Raw genomic sequence first — 18,535 nt, forward strand, 5'->3', positions numbered from 1 at the left:
GGGTGATCTCGATTTTTAAAGAACAGCTAAAATTTCTTACTAACAGAGCGCATCTAAAATAGAGATTTTCTAAGCTGCACTCGACCAAACACAATCATTTACAAGCACGGGTGATAATGGCTTGCGTGTCTGTTGCTGGAAAAGATTTGCAATAACAGGCAATTGAACCTCAGCTAAACGCAATTGTACATCTTGAGGCCCCTTAGCATTTAGAGGACGTACAAACAAAGCTGCATTTGCTTCTGTAAATTCAAAAATGAGTGCCCCTAAAGCCCTCAATGCACCGGCTGAAGGTTTTCGATCTGCAGGACAGTGATAAAACAGAGCTTGCCCCAAACTTATAGCATGAGGCGCACGCAATTTTGCATAGGGTATATCCGTCAATTGGCCAGAAAACTCACGTATTGTTGTGCGAGGATCACCAACATCTAAAACCTGATCATTCAGCAAAAACAACATAAGTACACAACACCCTTCAGCAATAGGGTTTACCATACGCGCTCAATGTAAATATTCCGTTGGATACGCTCGAAAATTTCGTGCAAATTCATGATGAAAGAGTCATGTAACGTTTTCCATGACTGCAAAATAAACGCATGAACATACCTTCGCCCTACAAGAATGGGTCATCTTGTATAAGCGGCAAGACACGCTCCGTTAAAAAATGGCGTCCTTCTCTATCTTCAATTTCAACGATCCATAGATCCGTGTCATATGACACTCTTTTGGAAAGATAATTATTTGCTTCAACATCTGACAAAACTGCATTTTCAGGTGTAAGAATCTGAAAAGCGACTTCGTCAGAGCCAGTAAAAGCACGCCCCAAAAGGGAAATCTCTCCATTTGGTTTCCGCGTCTTTACTATAACGTCTCCCCTCATTTCATCTCCAACTCTCTCAATAGTTGAAAACGCCCCCTCTGTACTCGCCCGACGCATGAGTGCTTCAACCCAAAGCTTAGTTACAACTGTGAAAGACATGTAATTTGTTCTTTCTTTTTATATTTTTGTTGATACTTAGACGGGGGAGAAAATTCTAAACAGAGTTTTCGCTATTTAGGGGAAAAGTTGGGTTACAAAAATGTTAGCTTATGCACCGATTATACTACAACAGTCTGTCATTCCTAGCATTCTACCTTTCAGAGTAGATACAATGACAGATGCTTTATTTCATTTATCTTCAGATCAATATTCGACAATTCAAAACCAAGTTACACCAGCCAATCTAAACTTGATATGGACTATAGTTACACTCGTCTGCCTTTCTGGCCTGATATTTCTTTATCTTGAACTACGCGCGTATGCAAAAGATCAAAGAAAAGCAGTCAAGTCTCCGTCAAATACACTTTTCGAATCTTCTGTGAATTCTTCTATGATAAAACGCCCAAGCCACAAAGCTGCTTAGCCCACTCGAAATTCGACATTTTCGGCGCGGTTCTAGGCTTTGGTAGCAAGTTTGCCACAAAATAGCCTAGGCTTGTGCACAGCCTCTTCATTGCTGATCAATACCTCTATGGGTATACATGCTTGCATGAATTGCTTTTCTCCCTCCCTCTCTCGAAGGCTTGCCCTTATCGCATTCTGCATAAGCATGACACCAAACGCTATTGCACAGGATGCTCCAAGTGCCGACAGTGCGTTCCTTGAGCGCGCCTCTTTGAGGGCTGCTGACATAAAATGCAAACTTCTTTCGACTTCTGAACGGCTCGCATTGGAAATGGGATTTTGGCAGGCGCGGACAGCGCTTCTGCGTGGCGGATACCCTCTGCGAGATGTCAACGCACTGAATGATGAAGCAACAGATTACGCAAATTCAAAAGAGTGCGATGATGAAGGTCTGACATCATCGAATGAACGCCTCAAAGATGCATTCCTAGCCTTTTCTCGTACGCCTTTTTATGAATTTAAGGGCGGCCAGCGCCAATGGACTGCAACGCGTACATTGACCGATGTATGGGCGGCCTATCAAGAAGACCCAATCACAAGTGTTAGGTTTGGACTTATCCATCTACCTCGCGCAAAAGATCCTTTGGGTTTTTCCAAGCCTGGTGATGTTCGTCCACCATCCAAACTCGCAGCTATAGCAAAAACACTTCCCGATAAATCCCCCCCCGCATTGGCACGGTTAATATTGAGGGACAATGAAAAATCGCCTGAACCTTGGATCGGCGGAATGTTTGGTCCTTCAACAGGGCTAACACCACCACCACTGTCCATCTCAAAAAAAATCTTAGCTTCTGGTCGAGAAGTTGTAGATGCTCCGCCATATCAAGACGGAAAGAAAACACAAGGTGCTCTTTTTCTGTTTGATGAAACAGCCCGAGAGGCTCTAAATCAGCTCGATCCCCGCGAATCTCTCATTGTGGAATTCATCCCCTCAGATAGAGATAAAAGCTCCAAGCCTGTTAGAGCTGTTTTTGAAGTTGGGGATTTCCAAGCTGCAGCTGCCTTTAGCGCGATTGCACGCGATAAAGTAGACCCAACTCACTAATTTTATAGCAGGTTTCCACTCTTGCGAATGATTAAGGCCACCTACTTTTAAGGCTTACTGCTCAACTTTCGGTGGGAAGTAAGCAGATATAACACTGCCTTCATCCGGCTCTGAATCGAGTTGCAATCGTCCCTTATGCAAATTCACAAAAGCATTCACGACAGATAGTCCCAAACCGGTGCCTGTGTATTTCGACTTAGCAGCTGTATCTGCCTGACTAAACGGGGCCAACACCGCCTCAAACGTGTCCTTAGACATACCAGGGCCTGTATCTCGCACACTCATCCAAGCGCCGCCCTCTTCTGCCTCTCTGACAGATATAGCAATGCTGCCACCATGAGGCGTAAACTTAATTGCATTCGATACTAGGTTTTGGGCAATCTGACGCACAGCGCGCGGATCAGCATAGGCTTCAACATCTTTCGTGCGACTGGAAATGCTCAACTTCACATCTCCCCGTCGCGCTTGATCTGCCATAAAGCGCACTGTTTCCCACATCAATTCAGTGAGTGAGACCATCTCCGGCTGAATTACATATTGGCCAGAATCAATCTTGGAAAGATCCAACACATCATCCACAGTCAATTGCAATGAGCGTCCACCCTCATGAATTAATTGTGCGTATTCTTTATACTTTTCCGGCAATTCACCGAAAACGCCTTCTTTCATAATCTCTGAAAAACCAAGAATAGCATTCAATGGTGTTCGCAATTCATGGCTAGTCTTAGCAAAATATAATGTGCGTTGCTCTAACTTTGTTTCTAGTTCAGAAATCTTTGACGCGGCAATCACGTGTTGCTCATTAGCTTTGGCATAAGCAGAATCAGATTTTTTTAATCGCTCGACAAGAATATCTTTTTGCTTACTCAAGCGGGCAATTTGCCCATTTGTCTTTTCTCTAAACCGGCTCAATATCGCGGATGGGTTCTCACCCAATTGAATCTTGCGCGCTAATGACGCCATATAAATAAGTGATATGAGCGCAAATAATCCTGGAGCGGGTTGGAATGTTTCAACATCAATGGGCAGAAATTCCATTCTCGACAAAAGCGCCGCCAAACAGAAACTCAAGACAGAAAAAGCACTCGCTTCAATAGCTTGGCGCTTACGTCCTAAACTCAAAGCAGTCACGACAGGAATAAAAAATGCTGCTGAAATGGGAGACACTGCACCGCCCATAGCGGTAGCCCCGACCATCACAATAACAATCCATGCAGCCATCTCTAATTCATGCGAAGCATCCTCACCAAACCGAGACGCTAGAATTTGGATGAAAGCAGGTAGTGATGCAATGCCCGCCACACATAGACTCAATAGAAGACTCGCTCCGCTAATCCACACAGCAAAAAGCACAACAAGGCATAAAAGAATCCAGCTGGCTCTTTGTTCGAGGATATCTGAAGGCGCTAACGCGGAGTTAACTGCTTTGTGTTGGAATATTTCTGTCATCGTAACTAGCCATAAACGAAACTGAAGCTAGAGTAAATTTCTAGCGTTAAAACTTGATGATTTTTGTTAGAGTTACACAATATCAGCACCCCAGCTGTTACAAAAGAGACCGGAGGATCCCCCACCATGCGCCTAACCCCTTGGTTACAATCCGCGACTATCGCCAGCCTTTGCCTTGGCGGAGCACACGCTCAAACAGTCACGACCTCGTCTACAAATCAAAATACCCAAACAACATATGCCAGCGCGCAACAAGTTACGACGACACCATCGTCAACAATTACAAATGCAGCAGCGACATATGCCACTTTTCAAGGTGACATTGCCAATGTGCGCAGTCGTCCACTTTCTTCAACACAAGACATCGACCAAAAACTAGAAGCTTTAGGTGGACAAAACACAGGCCAACTAACTTCTGGCTGGATGTCATATTCTGCATTGATTGCTGCGCAAAACAGAGAATTTGCAAACTCAGTTCGTGAAGTTGAAGCCTATTATGGCCGCGATGTTCTTTTGAACGCACTTCGCAAAGCACCAAGCTACGCAACGAGTCTAAAAGGTGGGGACCGCGCGCTTCAATCATCATTGGCTGCAGCCGAAGCTGACTCAATGTACATGCTCAGTGCTGCATCATATCTAGAATCACAAGAAGCCTCCTTGCAAAACCAATCTTGGGTTAAAGAACGCATTCGCGATGGCGCTCAACGCGCTAGCCGTCTAAAGTCACTTACATACTCAGGTCGCCCTGTGTCATCATCTGCACGGGAGATGTTTTCATCATCAAACCTAGGCTCCCTCCTTGCACAATCTGGTCAAGCGAATGCATGGGAACGCGCAACGCGTATTGCGACAAACGCGCCAATGTCCGCATTGTCTTCGATGACCCAACGTCATTACAATGTGAACCCTGTTAGATCAGAAACAGCCAACCACATGGCTTCACTTGCAGCGTATGAGATTCTTGGCGGCGCAAATCTAGCTGAACCTGGTGTCGCTAAGGCAATGAATGACCGTCGCTCTAAAGATTGTTTCGAATTTGCTCAACAGCAATTCAATCAATGTGTGGGTACTCAATCAGACCATTACGGCCTTCAAGCATGTATGCGTAAGCACGCCATCTCTGACATGGGTCAATGTGTGGGTGATGTCGCTCAATAAGCCTTCACATAATGGCGTGCACTCGCCATTAATTTAAAAAAATTAAAAAGAAATACAAAGGCCCGCTTGCATGTTTTGCTTGCGGGCCTTTTATATGCAGCATGTCCAATACAACACCTTTAGAACAAGCCGCCAACGAACTGCGCGAAGATTTTGAATTTCTTACCGATTGGGAAGAAAGATACGCGCATATCATTGATTTGGGAAAATCTCTTTCCCCCCTCAGTGATGCTGAGATGATTGATGATAACAAAGTTATGGGATGCGCAAGCCAAGTTTGGCTCGTAACTGAACCTTCAGTGAAGGAAGGCGCTTTAAAATTCAGGGGAGCATCCGATGCGATCCTCGTATCTGGCCTTATCGCAATGCTGCTTGAAATATACTCTGATAATACACCAGAGGACATTTTAGCCTTTGATGCTGATGCTTTTTTCGCAAGTATTGGCGTAGATGAAGCGCTTTCGCCTCAGCGTTCCAATGGTTTCAAATCTATGCTCGCACGTATACGTCAAGACGCTCAATCTGCGATCAACAGTTAAGCACACCTTCAATATCTCCCTCCTGAGATTTGAAAGTCGTATGCATTCGCCACCTTTTCTAGTATCTCTGCGAGCATGTGCCCTGCACTGCGCTTGGATAGCCCGAATTTAGATTCGATGGAGGTTAAGCTCAGCTGAGCAACACATGCCGCGTGCAAAATTGAGTAATCCCGCTCGCTCATTATCTTACTCAACTCTCTCAATCTATAAGATGCGAGACTTGAATAATACGCTTTTGAAACGCTCGAATTGGATCTATTTTTCTCACGAATATTTGCTATTTGGGTCCAATTCATCACTAAACCGGCATGAGTCCCCTGCGCCTCCAAGTCCCGCAAGAAACACAATGCAGCATCTACCTGCCGTTTGTTAAACGGTCCCTTGCCTTGCTTTGCCAGCATTACTAATCTTGCAAACCCAGACCTTGGCAGCCTGCGCGTCTCAACCTCCAAATTATCAACGGCATTAGGTATTTTGCATACTTTATCGTTATCCTCGGTGACCTTTGAAATCTCGAATGATGCTTGCCAGATAAAACCCTTGAGGCCGCCTGCTTCCACAATTGCCCCCACCGCCTTTAACCACATCATCTCTTTAGGTGAAATTCTAAGAGCTGGACGCATCCGCCGGTCAGACGTGCGGACAACTTCCCAGCTTGCACTTCGTAAGTCCCCCTCTACCTGTTTACGCTCAACCAAAGAAGAATCATGCCTGCACATGGCCCGCGCAATACGATTGAACCGCTCACGCGAAAGACTGAACCCATCCACGGTCATTGCTCTAAGCCTTACTCACTGGCATCGGAGCAGCGCGCGCTGCCCTCTCTAAAGCTTCTAGTAATTCATCAAATTCTGGATCGTCTCTTCGGTCTTCTATTAGATGACAGGCATGCGCAACAGTTGACCGATCCCGCATAAAAGCTCCAGCTACACGAGCGAGACTCAATCCAAAAGATACATGCGTTAAATACATCGCAACTTGCCGCGCAGTTGATATCTGCTGCGCACCACGCGTTGTACTGTACAAATCACTTAAGCTTACATCAAAGACATACCCTGACAATGAACTCGCCAAACGAGCCCTTGCTGCATCTTCTGACTGTCTGACAAACTGCATGTTATCCACTCCATCTTGAAATATGATGGAAGTGTGCATCACATTCTTAGGTGTAGGATAATATTCCTATTGTGGAGACTTTCAACCTAAACCTCTACAATCTCTCTCTACATACAAATTTTGTTGAAATTCTATAAAAACATATATTTATCAATTACTTGATATCATACTCAAACACAAAAAAAGCAGCCGATCGGCTGCTCACTTTTGAATTATTTTTCTAAAGTTAGTGATGATAACTTAAGCTGCATGCTGCACTTTTTGTCCAATTACATAGCTTGGCGCTTCTACCTCTATCATCTCATGATCCAATACACGATCATGACAAAGTAATTGAGTAAGTTTCCCGCGTTTATCCACGATAGGTAATCTCAACCAAAAATGAACACGGTTTCCAGGGAGTTCATAAGTGCCAGATACCGGTTGCGCATGCTTAAAAGCTGACTTCGCCGCCTGCATGCCCGCATTGGAGCGCGCAAGCCCAGGAAATTGAACAAGCTTTCGACCACGCGCTTCTCGTCCGAGCATACGCCGAATCTCTGAACCAGAAATACGGAATATAATATCTGTCTCAACTTTTTCCAGAATCGAAATATAAGCCAGCTCAGTAATAAACTGCGCCGGCTGCATTTCATCACGAGACGCGATCCGGTCTAGTTGTTTATTCGCGATCCATTCGTTCAAAAGCGTCATCTGCCCTCTCAGGCATAAACGCGTATCGCCCATAATCATAAGTGCCCCATGCCCTGTTTGATTCGGTTTGTAAAAGCTACTTTCATCGAATATTCAGGTTTTGGCAAGAGTCCGCGCCAGTAAAGATGATTCTATTCTAATAAATGTGATTCTATATTTGTTTCGGAAGCGAACCGATAAAGTTAATACTTTATTTACTTTTGGCGTTTTCTTTCGCTTGCCCCAAGCCCATACGCTTTGCAAGATCAGAACGTTGTTTCGCGTAATTTGGGGCAACCATTGGGTAATCAGGCGCTAATCCCCATTTCTCACGATATTCATCCGGAGACATGTTGTAACGTGTACGCAAATGACGCTTGAGCGACTTAAACTTCTTTCCGTCCTCAAGACAGATCAGGAAATCTTCGCTCAAAGACTTACGAACAGACACTGCCGGCTTTAAATCCGCTTTTACTTCTTTCACTGCACGACCACTAAGATCACTCACAACATTGTAAGTATTCTCGATCAAGCTCGGTAAATCGGAAACCGGAACTGGGTTGTTTCCCACATATGCAGAAACAATTTCAGACACAATGCTAATAAGTGCAGCGTCATTATCCGTTGCGATTACTACATCATCGCTATCTTTGGTCATTTTGTACTCTTTACGTTTAAGCCAGTATTTACCAGCTCAAATTGTACAACTCAGATCATATGTAAAGACCAAGCACTGCTAAATAATCAGCAATACAGGAAAAATAACATACAATTTAGATTCGCACGTAACTAAAGCAAAGAGACTCTATATTGCTGAAATTACAGAAACAGCGATAACAAGACCAAGAATAAGCGCAGACCAGACCGCCATAGATCCACTTACGCCGCCCTTCGCAAGCATTCCTTCAGGGCTAAATGCAGCCATAAGAGATGCGTGCGCACGTGATCCAACTGAACGCCACCCCGCCATCATAGCAGGGCTAGAACGCGCCCAGAGGTTCTCTGACCACTTTGCCAAACCATAGCCTAAACGGCGATAGGTCCAATCAAAGTCGAGCACCACACCGGGTTTCTCCGCAGGATAAAAGCCAAACCGCTTCATCAAGACGAATGCCAGCATAGCTAAGACAAGTAATTGGAATTGAGTGACGACGTGATCGACAGTCCACAATGAATGCTCAAGGTAATATAGCGCTTCTGTAGCGTATGGCAGTTGTGAATATAGCCAACGCGTTCCGCCAAGACCTGGTATCCCTACAGCAATACATATAAATGCCGAACACCCCATAGCAAGCAACATATTAAATGGTGCTTCTTTAGGACGCTTACCTGAATCATGTCCGAAGAATGCAAAATATGGAATCTTGATACCTGAGTGCTCAAGCACACCTGCAGATGCAAATAATAGCATACACCAAACGAGCACATATCCCTCATGCCCTACGGCTGACAACGTCATGGACTTAGCCACAAATCCTGAGAATAGCGGGAAAGCTGAAATCGAAGCTGCCCCTATCAAACAAAATAGCGTCGTCAGCGGCATACTTCGCCACAAGCCCCCTAGCTCGGAAGCTTTCGCTGTACCTGTTCTATATTGCACAGCCCCCATGCTCATGAACAACAAGCCCTTATACATAATGTGCGCAAACGCGTGTGCAGCCGCACCATTCAATGCATAACGTCCATATTCAGTATCAAGGTTTGCCACACCAATCGCACAAATCATGAAACCAACTTGGTTATTCAATGAGTAAGCAAGCACTTTACGCAAATCATTTTCAACCACCGCAAAGAAGACGGGGAAGATCGTCATCGCCGCACCGATGTAAATCAGAATGTGTTCACCCGGAAACAAGCGAGCAAAGGCGTACACAGCAAGCTTGGTTGTGAATGCCGACAGAACAACCGCACCCGTAGGCGTCGCTTTTGGGTAGGAGTCCTGCAACCAATTGTGCAAGAATGGAAATGCAGCCTTGATACCCAATGCGAGGAAGATCAACCATGCACCCGGCTCTTCAAGCGAAATCGCTCGCAATTCCAGATTTCCGTGGTTTTGCAGAAAGTATGTCGCCCCAAACAGTAGCAATACACCCGATAAAATCTGGATAGCGATATAACGCATACCCGCTTTGTAGGCAGCCTTTGTACCTGTTTGCCAAATCAGGAATACAGATGAAACCGCTGTAAGCTCCCAGAAGAAGAACACAGTCATCAAGTCACCACACAGGGAAGCAGCGATTGCCGCCCCCGCATACACGAGCGCACACGCGTCTTGCAGCGGGTCTTTATTGTGTAGCGAATACACCGAATTAATGGCTGCTGCGATTAAAAACGCGAGCGCAAAAATGAATGACAATGAATCAACGCGATATGTAATCGCCGTGAGATCCATAATACGCAAGACACCATGATCGACTTTAAAGTCAGACAGGGTTGCAAGCATAACAATACCCAGAATAGGCCCACCTATCGTGATAACTGCGCGCAGTGCAGGCACGCGCACCACATAAGCCAAAAGCCCTGCAAGGATAACGACGAAACCAGGGTTGATGTCTTTAAGAAGGTTCAAAAATTCAGAAGACATTATTGGCCCTCCTCTTTCGCATCAGGTTTAATGTCATCTTCATCGAGACCTTCAAGGTCTCCATAGTAATTTTCATCTTTGCGTAAAATCTTCGCCAAAGGCCAACCACACAACACAACAAATGCAAAAGCAGCAAAGCCATAAAGCCCATAAAACATAGGCATTTCTGAAAACTTCACAGGCTCATAAGCATGTTTGTGAATGAAAAAATCAGCAACAAACAAACCAAGCGATACCGCAATCAATGCAAATAGAAAAATCGTCGGAGTTGATTTCGCATCCGTCCACCCAAACAATAATTTGGCAAGCGGCGTTACGCCATCGGAGCTTTTATCTTTATTCATATCATCGCTCATAGCCGGCTCCCGAACACTGGAAGGAGGAAGTCAAACAGTACATTCACACCGAAGAACAGCACTAAACACCCAAAGGCTGTAAGAGCTGGCGGCAATACAGCCAATGGCGGCGCACCACCTTCACGTTTGAACGCGACAGGTACACCCGAACCTTTAGGCGGCATCAATGCTAAAATAGATATTGGAATGAGGTAAATTACATTCAAAATAGATGAAGCAATCAACGTCCAGACGACATACGTCTTCTCTGCATCAAGAGCACCAAGGAGCAATTCATATTTTGCCCATGATCCCCCAAATGGTGGCACACCAATAATCGAAAGAGACGCTAACAAGAAACAGGTGAACACGATCGGCATTTTTCGGCCAAGGCCGCGCATTTCGGAAATATTACCTTTTCCTGTCGCAACATAAATTGCTCCCGCACACATAAACAATGTGATCTTACCCACCGCGTGCATCGCGATTTGCAAACCTGCCCCCATCATAGCGGCATTCGTTGCAAGCATGGCTCCAACAGTCACATAAGAAAGCTGTGAAACTGTGGAATAGGCCAGACGTGCTTTAAGGTTGTCTTTGGTCAACGCGATCAGGGATGCAACCACAATCGTGAAACACCCAACAACAAGTATGATCTCACGTCCTGGCAAGGTAATCAGATAATCCGCGCCGAAAATGAATGTCGCAATTTTCAACACTGCAAACACACCTGTTTTCACAACGGCCACAGCGTGGAGCAAAGCTGATACAGGCGTCGGTGCCACCATCGCATTAGGAAGCCAGAAATGGAACGGCATGATTGCCGCCTTTCCGATCCCAAACACGAATAGTAAGAGCAAAACAGACCCGACAATTTTCGAGGCATGCCCCTCAAGAATACCGCCTTGCGTGAAGTCAGTCGTTGCAATGCTTGCATCAAATCCGTTTGGAGTCATACCGGTGACAACATATGTCCCTACGATTGCAAGCAAGAAGAAGCCGACAGATGTTCCCAGCAATGTCGTCAAATAAATGCGGCCACCGCGCAACGCATTTGCATCGCCCTTGTGCGTAACAAGCGGGTATGTTGAAAGTGTCAGAACTTCATAAAAGATGAATAGGGTAAATAGGTTTGCAGAGAATGCTGCCCCCATTGCACCGAACAAAGCGACACCAAAACACATGTAAAAACGTGTTTGGTGTTTTTCTTTATTACCGCGCATATACCCGATTGAGTAGAGCGAATTTACGCCCCAAAGCCCAGACGCAATACACCCAAACATGGCCCCTAGAGGTTCAACTTTGAACGCAAAGGAGAAACCCGGCGCAACCTGCACCATAGCCCATTCAACAACTTGCCCAGCATCGAGTCGCATTGCGATAGAAACTGCGACGATGAACAAACCAATCGCCGACAACATTGTGACCGTTTCACGTACATCTGGTGCACTACGGAATGCCCAAACTGCGATGGAACAAAATAATGGTATTCCAAGCGCAAGTTGGATCAGGAGTTCATTACTCATTGCACGCCTCCTACATCAAAACCAAACACGGCTTGCGCACCAGCTTCTGCCAAACCAAGCGGAACAGATGGGTTGATACCAAAAAAGATATTCAATCCTGCAAGCACCCAAATTGCGAACAATGCAATAAAAGGAGCTTCTTTAATTTCAGGACCATCTGCGTCAGCTTCTTTAAAGAAGACAACTTCCAGAATGCGCCCCACATAGAAGAATGCGAGGAATGAAGAAGCACCAATGACCAGTGCAGCCCACCACCAACCATTCGCCATAACAGCCTCAATTAGTCGCCATTTAGATAGGAAACCTGCCGTCAACGGCACGCCCATGAGCGATAATCCAGCCACTGTGAAACCTGCAAATGTTAGTGGTGCTTTTTTACCAGCACCTCTAAAATGTGAAACTTTCCAAACATTTGCACTCAAAGCAGCAGCACCAATCGCCATAAACAAGGCACCTTTAAGCAAGGCGTGGTTTGCAAGATGGAACATCCCAGCACTTAAACCCATCGCTGTTCCTGTCGCCATACCAAGTAAGATGTAACCCACCTGCGCCACGGAAGAATACGCGAGCACACGCCGGACATCGACTTGGAAAATCGCTTGGAATGAGCAAAACAAAATCGCCAAACAAGCAGCTGGAGCAAGCACGAAGTCGAAGGCAGCAACCACGAAGTCTAAAGACGGGTCGAACACTGTGAACATAAAGCGAGCAAGCGCATACAAGGCAGCCTTCGTCGCGGTAGCAGAAAGGAAAACCGTGACGAAACTTGGCGCGTAAGCATAAGCAGATGGCAACCATTGATGCAGCGGGAACATCGCCGCTTTCAGACCAAGCCCCACAACAATGAATGCAAAACCGGCTTGAACAGCACGTGAATCATGAAGAGGCTTCAGCAAAGTCGACATGTCTGCCATGTTCAACGTACCGGTCGCAGAATACAGGAACCCTACCCCGATTACGAAGAAACTCGCACCAATTGTTCCCATGATCAGATAGTTAAATGCCGCCGTCAGCGCACGACGATCACGATTGGCACCCAATGCGACAAGAACATAAGTTGAAATAGAAGAAATCTCTAAGAAAACAAACAGGTTAAACGCATCACCCGTAAGTGACATCCCCAATAAACCGGCCAAACAAATCTGGAATGCGGTGTAGAAAAGCGGCTGTTTTTCAGCGCGAATTTCGCCCGCCACAGCAGGTTGCGCAAACAATGTCGATAGCAATGCCATAAAGGCAATCACCACCACGACTATCGTGTTCAGCCCATCGACGCGGAACTCAATTCCCAATGGCGGGGCCCATCCACCCATGTGATAGGACAAGAGACCGTCACGACCAACTTCAGACGCTAAAACCAAAGAAAGCCAAACAGTTACCGCTGACGTGAGTAACGCCATGATCCAAGCAAAACGCCCATTCGGTGCAAATACAGTCGCAGTTGCCATTAGAAATGGAACAACAACGAGCAATGCAGGTGCATTCATCGCCACAGCTTCTGGCGCTAAGTGAAGATTAGCAAACATGGTCATGCTTTTTCACCTTCTGTCTCACAGACAGCGAGGTCTGCGGCATTCACGTCGTCCATTTCAATGGTTCCATAGGCTTCACGGATACGTACAACAAGCGCCAATCCGACGGATAAAGTAGCAACACCCACCACAATAGCTGTTAGCATCAACACGTGAGGTAATGGGTTGGTATAGATGATCTCTGCGGCTGCATGTGTTGCGTCAGGTGCGTGGTGTGCGCCTGCTTGCGCAGCGGAGTGCGCCTGCGTTGCAGCATCTACAGCAGCGCTCACGCCATCACCATGTACAACTTCATGCGCGCCTTCCAGAGTGTCGTGAACCGGTGCAGCAAGCTCATGATGAGCAGCATCTCCACCTTCATGTCCATGACTTGCAGTATTTGAATGGTCGACAGTGTTTTCAGCAGCATGCGCGGTGCCAGCTTCAGCACCATGTCCAGCACTATCACCATGTCCTGCCGCGTCACCATGATGGTCATCGCCATGAGGAGAACTAATGAAGATAGGAGCCGTTCCACCTGCAATTTTTCCCAATGTCACGTATAGAAAAATCACAGACGTTTGGAAGATGGATAACCCCACCAAACGTTTGATCAAGTTTTGGCTTTCAAAAACAATGTAAAGACCACCCATCATCAATAAGATGATGATCCAGTAATTGTATTTTTCCAGTACGATTTCCATGATTTACCAATCCTCGTCCCGGATCTCAGGTACACGACCTGCGAACGCATAAAAAGCTGTAATCATCACACATGCCACAGTCACAACCACCCCAACTTCTACGGCAATAATACCCGTAACCTGCGGCCAATTGTGATGCCCATGAGCTGCGCCAGTTGGCGGCCCGAATATATAGTCATAGTCAAGAAAACGTCCGCCATTAAGCATGCAGACAACTCCGGTCAAACCGAACACTGCGACACCAATTGCAGCACCGGCTCGCGCCCAAACGGGGGGAAATGCCTTCATTGCCAAAGGCAAACCAAAAATCAGCGCATACAACATGATCGCTACGGCAAAAATAACACCTGCCTGAAACCCACCCCCAGGTGAAATCTCTCCATGCAAGTGAACATAGAATGCAAAGATTATGATTAGAGGTAGCAAGAATTTCGCAACAACACGCAAAATCAGGTGACTGTCATCATTCGTTTCAGTTTGCTCTTCTTGTGCGCCTCTCCAGTCAGCGGCTGCACGCGCGCGCTCGCCAAATCCAAGGAGCAAAATTACCGCAATACCAGCAGCGAACACAACGACCGTTTCACCAAAAGTATCGAAACCACGATAGGACGCTAGAACAGCAGTCACAATGTTTGGTGTACCTACATCTGCAGGCGAATTATCGACATATGCTTGCCCCACATAGCTATTGGCAGGTGAGAATGCATCTCCAAATGATGGAAGGTCAGTAGATGCGTATACCAAAACAGCACCTGTTGCGATAACGACCGCTAAAGGAGCCCAACGCTTTGAAATGGGCTTGGATGGCTTTGCTTTACGGACAGTCAGCAACATTGCCGCAAGGATAAGGGATGTTGAAACACCTGCCCCCACAGCAGCTTCCGTGAAAGAGACGTCAACAGCATCCATTGCTTGAAACCAAGCTGCGGAAATAAGCGAATACACCCCCGATAGCATAACAATAGAAAACAGACTGCGCATTCTAATGATAGCGATCGTAATAACACCCAACATCGCCATAAGAACGATGTTAGCGATCAGGACTGACGTGATGAAATGAATTTCCATTGCGTTATGCCTTCTCGTCTTGTGTTGTAAGCGCCGCTTCGCCGCGAACAGTCACTTTTTGGCCTGTCCACTTTCCTAAGAATGGCTCCAAACCAGCTTTAAGCGCGCCATTCGCTGCAGCATTTGAGGCTGTTGGCCCTGTGACCAGCAAGAACACCCAAATGGATAAAAGTTTAAACGTGACAAGCGACCAGCCACCAATCAACATCAACCCGATCAAGACCAAAGAGGACCCGAGGGTATCTGTCACTGATGCTGCGTGCATGCGCGTATAAAAATCGGGAAATCTCACGACACCGACCGTCCCAATGGCTGAGAAAAATGCCCCGACCATTGCCAATGCTGCCCCCGTGGAGACGCGCGCCGCTTCTAAATTTTCTGGAGAAAAGATATCCATGACTTAGCTCCCCTTCGTTTCTTTTGAAGGCCCAGAACCACGCGACAATGGAACGCCAAAAGAGCGGTAACGGAAGAATTTCAAAATAGCGATCGTGCCAACAAAATTGATCAACGCATACAAAAGCGCGATATCAAGAAAGTCCGGTCGATCTGTTACGAATCCTAACAAACCCAAAAGCAAAATAGTTTTCGTTCCAAACGAATTTACCGCTAAAACGCGATCATAAATCGTTGGCCCCATGAGCGCGCGCGCAAGCAAAAGGGCCATCGCCGCAATCACGGCAAGGGTAGCAGCAACCAGCATGACTTAACTCTTTCCGTCTATAGCTTCTGAAGTACGACGATCCATCTCATCGAAAGAACCCGGCGCAACGTCTCGGGCGTAGAGACCATGCACAAGCAATTCATCTCCCTCGATGTCGATGGTGACTGTACCAGGGGTCAGTGTGATAGCGTTTGCAAACGAAGCTTTTGCAAGGTCTGATTTACAGCGCGTTTTCACTCGGGTCATCGCAGGTTCAATATCAGGCGTCACACTTAACGCAGCACGCAACACAACCAAATTCGCTTTTACGATTTCGCCGCCAAGCCAAATCCAATATCCTAAAATTCGAGGAAGCAAGAAATAAGGGGATGTTTCGCGGTCTATAATTTTCAAACGCGCCACGAACCAAATCACAAAAATGATCGACCCAATTCCCATATGAAGAATAGGGAATTGGAAATACCCTGATAGTCCAAACCAAAATATTGAGACACCAGCAATCAAGCCAAGTAAATACGCCATCAGATCCGTATATATTAAGGGTAGCCAACTGAATTGAGAAAGTTATTCAGCCGCCCCACCATTGAGAATTACAAATTAGTTATCGAGAAGAGTCACTTTTGACCAGACCTTTGGACCAAAATATTCTTATCGTCCAAACACCAAGCGACTTGCCCGCGATGCTGGGCCATTGGTTTCTGTATCAAGCTCTAAGTTGAGCGTATCCTCATCCAGCATTTCTGGTGAGTAAGACGAACTCAAAGACCAATTCCAATAGCGAAGAACTGTCTGCGCCTTGGCCACGGCCAACATCTCATAGGTTTCAAGCACATCTTCAAAATGCTCTACGGGCGCATCTTTACGACTAATTGGACGCCCTAAAGCTGCCCAAAGTGCTTTGAAATATTGACGTTTCAACCCAACAGATTTGGCAAGAACAGCTATCCCCTCGCCGCCTTTATCTGAAAAAATCTTTTGTCCTGTCAGTGGTTTAATACCGCACATATATGAAATTTCATCTATAGTCTCAGGCTTGGGACCATTTTTCAGCATTTGCGCAATCGCATCTTCTAAACTGCCATATTGGCTGCGCTCAATTGCATCACGGTTACGCTGACGACGCTCAATCACCTGCAAACTTTTACGAACGACTGGGTCGGCCCAACCATCTCCCGCAGCACGCACAAATATGTCTGAACACATATCAATGAGAACACCGCGCTCAGCCGAAAAACGCTTCAAGATGTTACGGCGCGTCGCTTTATCAGACCACCAAAACAGAACCAAAGCATGCGCTGGTCTTAATTCTGGACGGCGAAGCAATATTGCGCCTAAGCCTTCCATATTGCGACTCATTGTAACCAAGCGGTCAATCGTCAATTCTGACACAATGGCACGATCATTCATGAGCATTTTTATTATGGCTTCAGAATCACGACTTTGCGATATTGCATCACTCAAACACGAGCCAACATCCTTACGGCCTGCTATCGCTTTCCTGTGATATGATGCGCCTGTCACCACGATATTGACCAAATCTGATTGATCAAAAGCTTCTGATTCTTCCAATAACTTTGTTGAAACTGCCGCGACATCCTGCCCCAAATAACGTAACACACGGCGCGGTGCTTGGGACATTCCTACAAGACGGTTTGCACAAACTATGCGCTCTTGCTCACCTGCATCAATTAGCATTTCTAACAGAATATCACCCGCAATCGCGCGGTCCTGAGAACTAGATGCAGAATCAGGCAAAGCGACAACATCCGTCAACCGACGCAACAACATGCGACGGGAGGTTAGGTCAATCGACTGCTCTTCTTGTTGATTTAGGCTATCAGCCATCCATTTGCCTCAAGGTGTTAACACTCTATATTTTACGCGAATGCGTTAACTAAGTGTCACACCATTGCAAAAAAAATGAACTTTCTTGTTTAGGATCTCGCCAAGCTTACAAATTATGCGAGGTCTGTTTAGTTGTAAGTACGGCGACGGCGGCGTCTTGGGTGAATAAACATCAACAACCCCGCACCTATCGTCATAGCCATTGTGAGATAGAAAGCACTTGCACCGTCAGTTTTTGCACTCCCAATCTCAAGCGGAATTTCCTGCCCAAGCAAAGGAGAAGCGTGCGCTGCTAACAATGCACCCGATACAACCAATAAGATGATTGCGCCAAATCTACGTGTGAAAGGCAAGATAAGCATGAGTGCGACGAATGCTTCAATGACGCCAACGACATATCGTCCTGTTGGCTCAAACAATTCCTGCCCTGTACGCTCTGCAAGCAATGTGAATACGACATTTGCTTTTTCAGGGTCACTCAGCAATTTTGCATCAACAGCGATCACTAAAGCCGCAAATAGGCAAAGTGCTAAAACCCAGCTTACAAAAGACCTTATTCCGCGCATCGTTCAAACTTTCTTTTATCGGCCCATAAGCTGTGTTGAGCATAATATTCTTTAATCAATATCACACCAACAATATGATACTCATATGGCAGATTTGAGAAATTTGCACAGATCATTAAATCTACCCAGCTCTCTCGCAGGTAGCCGCAAACCTCCCCACTCACGCGTTAATTCCTAGCAATGAGAACTCAAGAAGGAAATGCCAGATTGATAAGGAAATAAGATTCTTTGTCTTTTCTAGTGAATTCCTGCCGCGAATTGGTGTATACAGGCTGCCAAGCTGGGCTGTCGCATATTAAACCTCTATAC

General features: G+C 46.1%; 21 protein-coding genes. 3 read left to right on the forward strand and 18 right to left on the reverse strand.

The features are described from left to right. Positions 1–69: 69 nt before the first annotated feature. Positions 70–495 (reverse strand): hypothetical protein, encoded by a 426-nt coding sequence (locus ACFQS8_RS04725; RefSeq protein ID WP_382166112.1) that lies wholly within the window; start codon positions 493–495, stop codon positions 70–72. Positions 496–613: 118 nt separating this feature from the next. Continuing rightward, the gene (locus tag ACFQS8_RS04730; protein ID WP_382166113.1) at positions 614–979 is read right to left on the reverse strand and encodes a DUF1491 family protein; all 366 of its coding nucleotides are present in this window, start codon (positions 977–979) and stop codon (positions 614–616) included. 550 nt (positions 980–1,529) lie between these two features. Here ACFQS8_RS04730 and ACFQS8_RS04735 point away from each other — a divergent pair. Then, on the forward strand, positions 1,530–2,489 hold the full coding sequence (locus ACFQS8_RS04735; protein WP_382166114.1) for a hypothetical protein: 960 nt from the start codon (positions 1,530–1,532) through the stop codon (positions 2,487–2,489). A gap of 54 nt (positions 2,490–2,543) precedes the next feature. Here the strand turns inward: ACFQS8_RS04735 and ACFQS8_RS04740 are convergent, their stop codons facing one another. Next, positions 2,544–3,938, reverse strand: a complete 1,395-nt coding sequence (locus ACFQS8_RS04740; protein ID WP_382166115.1) for a sensor histidine kinase — start codon at positions 3,936–3,938, stop codon at positions 2,544–2,546. A gap of 126 nt (positions 3,939–4,064) precedes the next feature. Here ACFQS8_RS04740 and ACFQS8_RS04745 point away from each other — a divergent pair, with 126 nt between their 5' ends. Both ACFQS8_RS04745 and ACFQS8_RS04750 read left to right on the forward strand, forming a co-directional pair. After that, positions 4,065–5,096, forward strand: coding sequence for a hypothetical protein (locus ACFQS8_RS04745; RefSeq protein WP_382166116.1), 1,032 nt, complete (start codon positions 4,065–4,067; stop codon positions 5,094–5,096). Positions 5,097–5,197: 101 nt separating this feature from the next. Further along, complete coding sequence (locus ACFQS8_RS04750; RefSeq protein WP_382166117.1) at positions 5,198–5,635, forward strand: SufE family protein; 438 nt, start codon at positions 5,198–5,200, stop codon at positions 5,633–5,635. An 8-nt stretch (positions 5,636–5,643) separates the two neighbouring features. On the opposite strand, the gene ACFQS8_RS04755 is transcribed toward ACFQS8_RS04750, so the two are convergent. The 15 genes from ACFQS8_RS04755 to ACFQS8_RS04825 form a co-directional block, all read right to left on the reverse strand. Further along, complete coding sequence (locus ACFQS8_RS04755) at positions 5,644–6,411, reverse strand: DUF6456 domain-containing protein (RefSeq protein ID WP_382166118.1); 768 nt, start codon at positions 6,409–6,411, stop codon at positions 5,644–5,646. Between the two features lie 4 nt (positions 6,412–6,415). Continuing rightward, positions 6,416–6,751, reverse strand: coding sequence for a helix-turn-helix domain-containing protein (locus ACFQS8_RS04760; RefSeq protein WP_382166119.1), 336 nt, complete (start codon positions 6,749–6,751; stop codon positions 6,416–6,418). A gap of 240 nt (positions 6,752–6,991) precedes the next feature. Continuing rightward, positions 6,992–7,477 carry a PAS domain-containing protein gene (locus ACFQS8_RS04765; RefSeq protein WP_382166120.1) on the reverse strand — a complete coding sequence of 162 codons (486 nt, stop codon included), beginning with the start codon at positions 7,475–7,477 and terminating at the stop codon, positions 6,992–6,994. A gap of 157 nt (positions 7,478–7,634) precedes the next feature. Next, the gene (locus tag ACFQS8_RS04770; protein ID WP_382166121.1) at positions 7,635–8,081 is read right to left on the reverse strand and encodes a Ros/MucR family transcriptional regulator; all 447 of its coding nucleotides are present in this window, start codon (positions 8,079–8,081) and stop codon (positions 7,635–7,637) included. Positions 8,082–8,228: 147 nt separating this feature from the next. Next, a complete protein-coding gene (locus tag ACFQS8_RS04775) occupies positions 8,229–10,007 on the reverse strand; it encodes a Na(+)/H(+) antiporter subunit D (RefSeq protein WP_382166122.1) in 1,779 nt (592 codons plus the stop codon). Continuing rightward, positions 10,007–10,363: a hypothetical protein gene (locus tag ACFQS8_RS04780; protein ID WP_382166123.1), complete on the reverse strand. Its 357-nt coding sequence runs from the start codon at positions 10,361–10,363 to the stop codon at positions 10,007–10,009. Before ACFQS8_RS04780 ends, ACFQS8_RS04775 begins: the two co-directional genes overlap by 1 nt. After that, positions 10,360–11,868, reverse strand: coding sequence for a proton-conducting transporter transmembrane domain-containing protein (locus ACFQS8_RS04785; RefSeq protein WP_382166124.1), 1,509 nt, complete (start codon positions 11,866–11,868; stop codon positions 10,360–10,362). Before ACFQS8_RS04785 ends, ACFQS8_RS04780 begins: the two co-directional genes overlap by 4 nt. Next, complete coding sequence (locus ACFQS8_RS04790; RefSeq protein ID WP_382166125.1) at positions 11,865–13,400, reverse strand: monovalent cation/H+ antiporter subunit D family protein; 1,536 nt, start codon at positions 13,398–13,400, stop codon at positions 11,865–11,867. Before ACFQS8_RS04790 ends, ACFQS8_RS04785 begins: the two co-directional genes overlap by 4 nt. Continuing rightward, positions 13,397–14,083 carry a sodium:proton antiporter gene (locus ACFQS8_RS04795; RefSeq protein WP_382166126.1) on the reverse strand — a complete coding sequence of 229 codons (687 nt, stop codon included), beginning with the start codon at positions 14,081–14,083 and terminating at the stop codon, positions 13,397–13,399. The genes ACFQS8_RS04790 and ACFQS8_RS04795 overlap by 4 nt, the downstream gene beginning before the upstream one ends. A 3-nt stretch (positions 14,084–14,086) precedes the next feature. Next, positions 14,087–15,151 carry a DUF4040 domain-containing protein gene (locus tag ACFQS8_RS04800; RefSeq protein ID WP_382166127.1) on the reverse strand — a complete coding sequence of 355 codons (1,065 nt, stop codon included), beginning with the start codon at positions 15,149–15,151 and terminating at the stop codon, positions 14,087–14,089. 4 nt (positions 15,152–15,155) lie between these two features. Then, positions 15,156–15,548, reverse strand: a complete 393-nt coding sequence (gene mnhG / locus ACFQS8_RS04805; protein ID WP_382166128.1) for a monovalent cation/H(+) antiporter subunit G — start codon at positions 15,546–15,548, stop codon at positions 15,156–15,158. Positions 15,549–15,551: 3 nt separating this feature from the next. Continuing rightward, a complete protein-coding gene (locus ACFQS8_RS04810; RefSeq protein WP_382166129.1) occupies positions 15,552–15,854 on the reverse strand; it encodes an MrpF/PhaF family protein in 303 nt (100 codons plus the stop codon). Between the two features lie 3 nt (positions 15,855–15,857). Next, a complete protein-coding gene (locus ACFQS8_RS04815; RefSeq protein ID WP_382166130.1) occupies positions 15,858–16,337 on the reverse strand; it encodes a Na+/H+ antiporter subunit E in 480 nt (159 codons plus the stop codon). A 126-nt stretch (positions 16,338–16,463) separates the two neighbouring features. Beyond that, positions 16,464–17,660 carry a DUF2336 domain-containing protein gene (locus tag ACFQS8_RS04820; protein ID WP_382166131.1) on the reverse strand — a complete coding sequence of 399 codons (1,197 nt, stop codon included), beginning with the start codon at positions 17,658–17,660 and terminating at the stop codon, positions 16,464–16,466. Positions 17,661–17,788: 128 nt separating this feature from the next. Then, on the reverse strand, positions 17,789–18,226 hold the full coding sequence (locus ACFQS8_RS04825; RefSeq protein ID WP_382166132.1) for a hypothetical protein: 438 nt from the start codon (positions 18,224–18,226) through the stop codon (positions 17,789–17,791). Between the last annotated feature and the right edge of the window lie 309 nt (positions 18,227–18,535).

It is taken from the genome of Hirschia litorea (assembly GCF_042665075.1).
Classification (GTDB): domain Bacteria; phylum Pseudomonadota; class Alphaproteobacteria; order Caulobacterales; family Hyphomonadaceae; genus Hirschia; species Hirschia litorea.

Coding starts and splice junctions, on each gene's coding strand:
- ACFQS8_RS04775 (WP_382166122.1), bottom strand. CDS start 10,007: ATGTCTTCTGAATTTTTGAACCTTCTTAAAGACATCAACCCTGGTTTC.
- mnhG (WP_382166128.1), bottom strand. CDS start 15,548: ATGGATATCTTTTCTCCAGAAAATTTAGAAGCGGCGCGCGTCTCCACG.
- ACFQS8_RS04725 (WP_382166112.1), bottom strand. CDS start 495: ATGGTAAACCCTATTGCTGAAGGGTGTTGTGTACTTATGTTGTTTTTG.
- ACFQS8_RS04785 (WP_382166124.1), bottom strand. CDS start 11,868: ATGAGTAATGAACTCCTGATCCAACTTGCGCTTGGAATACCATTATTT.
- ACFQS8_RS04740 (WP_382166115.1), bottom strand. CDS start 3,938: ATGACAGAAATATTCCAACACAAAGCAGTTAACTCCGCGTTAGCGCCT.
- ACFQS8_RS04810 (WP_382166129.1), bottom strand. CDS start 15,854: ATGCTGGTTGCTGCTACCCTTGCCGTGATTGCGGCGATGGCCCTTTTG.
- ACFQS8_RS04825 (WP_382166132.1), bottom strand. CDS start 18,226: ATGCGCGGAATAAGGTCTTTTGTAAGCTGGGTTTTAGCACTTTGCCTA.
- ACFQS8_RS04820 (WP_382166131.1), bottom strand. CDS start 17,660: ATGGCTGATAGCCTAAATCAACAAGAAGAGCAGTCGATTGACCTAACC.
- ACFQS8_RS04760 (WP_382166119.1), bottom strand. CDS start 6,751: ATGCAGTTTGTCAGACAGTCAGAAGATGCAGCAAGGGCTCGTTTGGCG.
- ACFQS8_RS04735 (WP_382166114.1), top strand. CDS start 1,530: ATGAATTGCTTTTCTCCCTCCCTCTCTCGAAGGCTTGCCCTTATCGCA.
- ACFQS8_RS04815 (WP_382166130.1), bottom strand. CDS start 16,337: ATGGCGTATTTACTTGGCTTGATTGCTGGTGTCTCAATATTTTGGTTT.
- ACFQS8_RS04755 (WP_382166118.1), bottom strand. CDS start 6,411: ATGACCGTGGATGGGTTCAGTCTTTCGCGTGAGCGGTTCAATCGTATT.
- ACFQS8_RS04790 (WP_382166125.1), bottom strand. CDS start 13,400: ATGACCATGTTTGCTAATCTTCACTTAGCGCCAGAAGCTGTGGCGATG.
- ACFQS8_RS04770 (WP_382166121.1), bottom strand. CDS start 8,081: ATGACCAAAGATAGCGATGATGTAGTAATCGCAACGGATAATGACGCT.
- ACFQS8_RS04800 (WP_382166127.1), bottom strand. CDS start 15,151: ATGGAAATTCATTTCATCACGTCAGTCCTGATCGCTAACATCGTTCTT.
- ACFQS8_RS04730 (WP_382166113.1), bottom strand. CDS start 979: ATGTCTTTCACAGTTGTAACTAAGCTTTGGGTTGAAGCACTCATGCGT.
- ACFQS8_RS04765 (WP_382166120.1), bottom strand. CDS start 7,477: ATGGGCGATACGCGTTTATGCCTGAGAGGGCAGATGACGCTTTTGAAC.
- ACFQS8_RS04745 (WP_382166116.1), top strand. CDS start 4,065: ATGCGCCTAACCCCTTGGTTACAATCCGCGACTATCGCCAGCCTTTGC.
- ACFQS8_RS04795 (WP_382166126.1), bottom strand. CDS start 14,083: ATGGAAATCGTACTGGAAAAATACAATTACTGGATCATCATCTTATTG.
- ACFQS8_RS04750 (WP_382166117.1), top strand. CDS start 5,198: ATGTCCAATACAACACCTTTAGAACAAGCCGCCAACGAACTGCGCGAA.
- ACFQS8_RS04780 (WP_382166123.1), bottom strand. CDS start 10,363: ATGAGCGATGATATGAATAAAGATAAAAGCTCCGATGGCGTAACGCCG.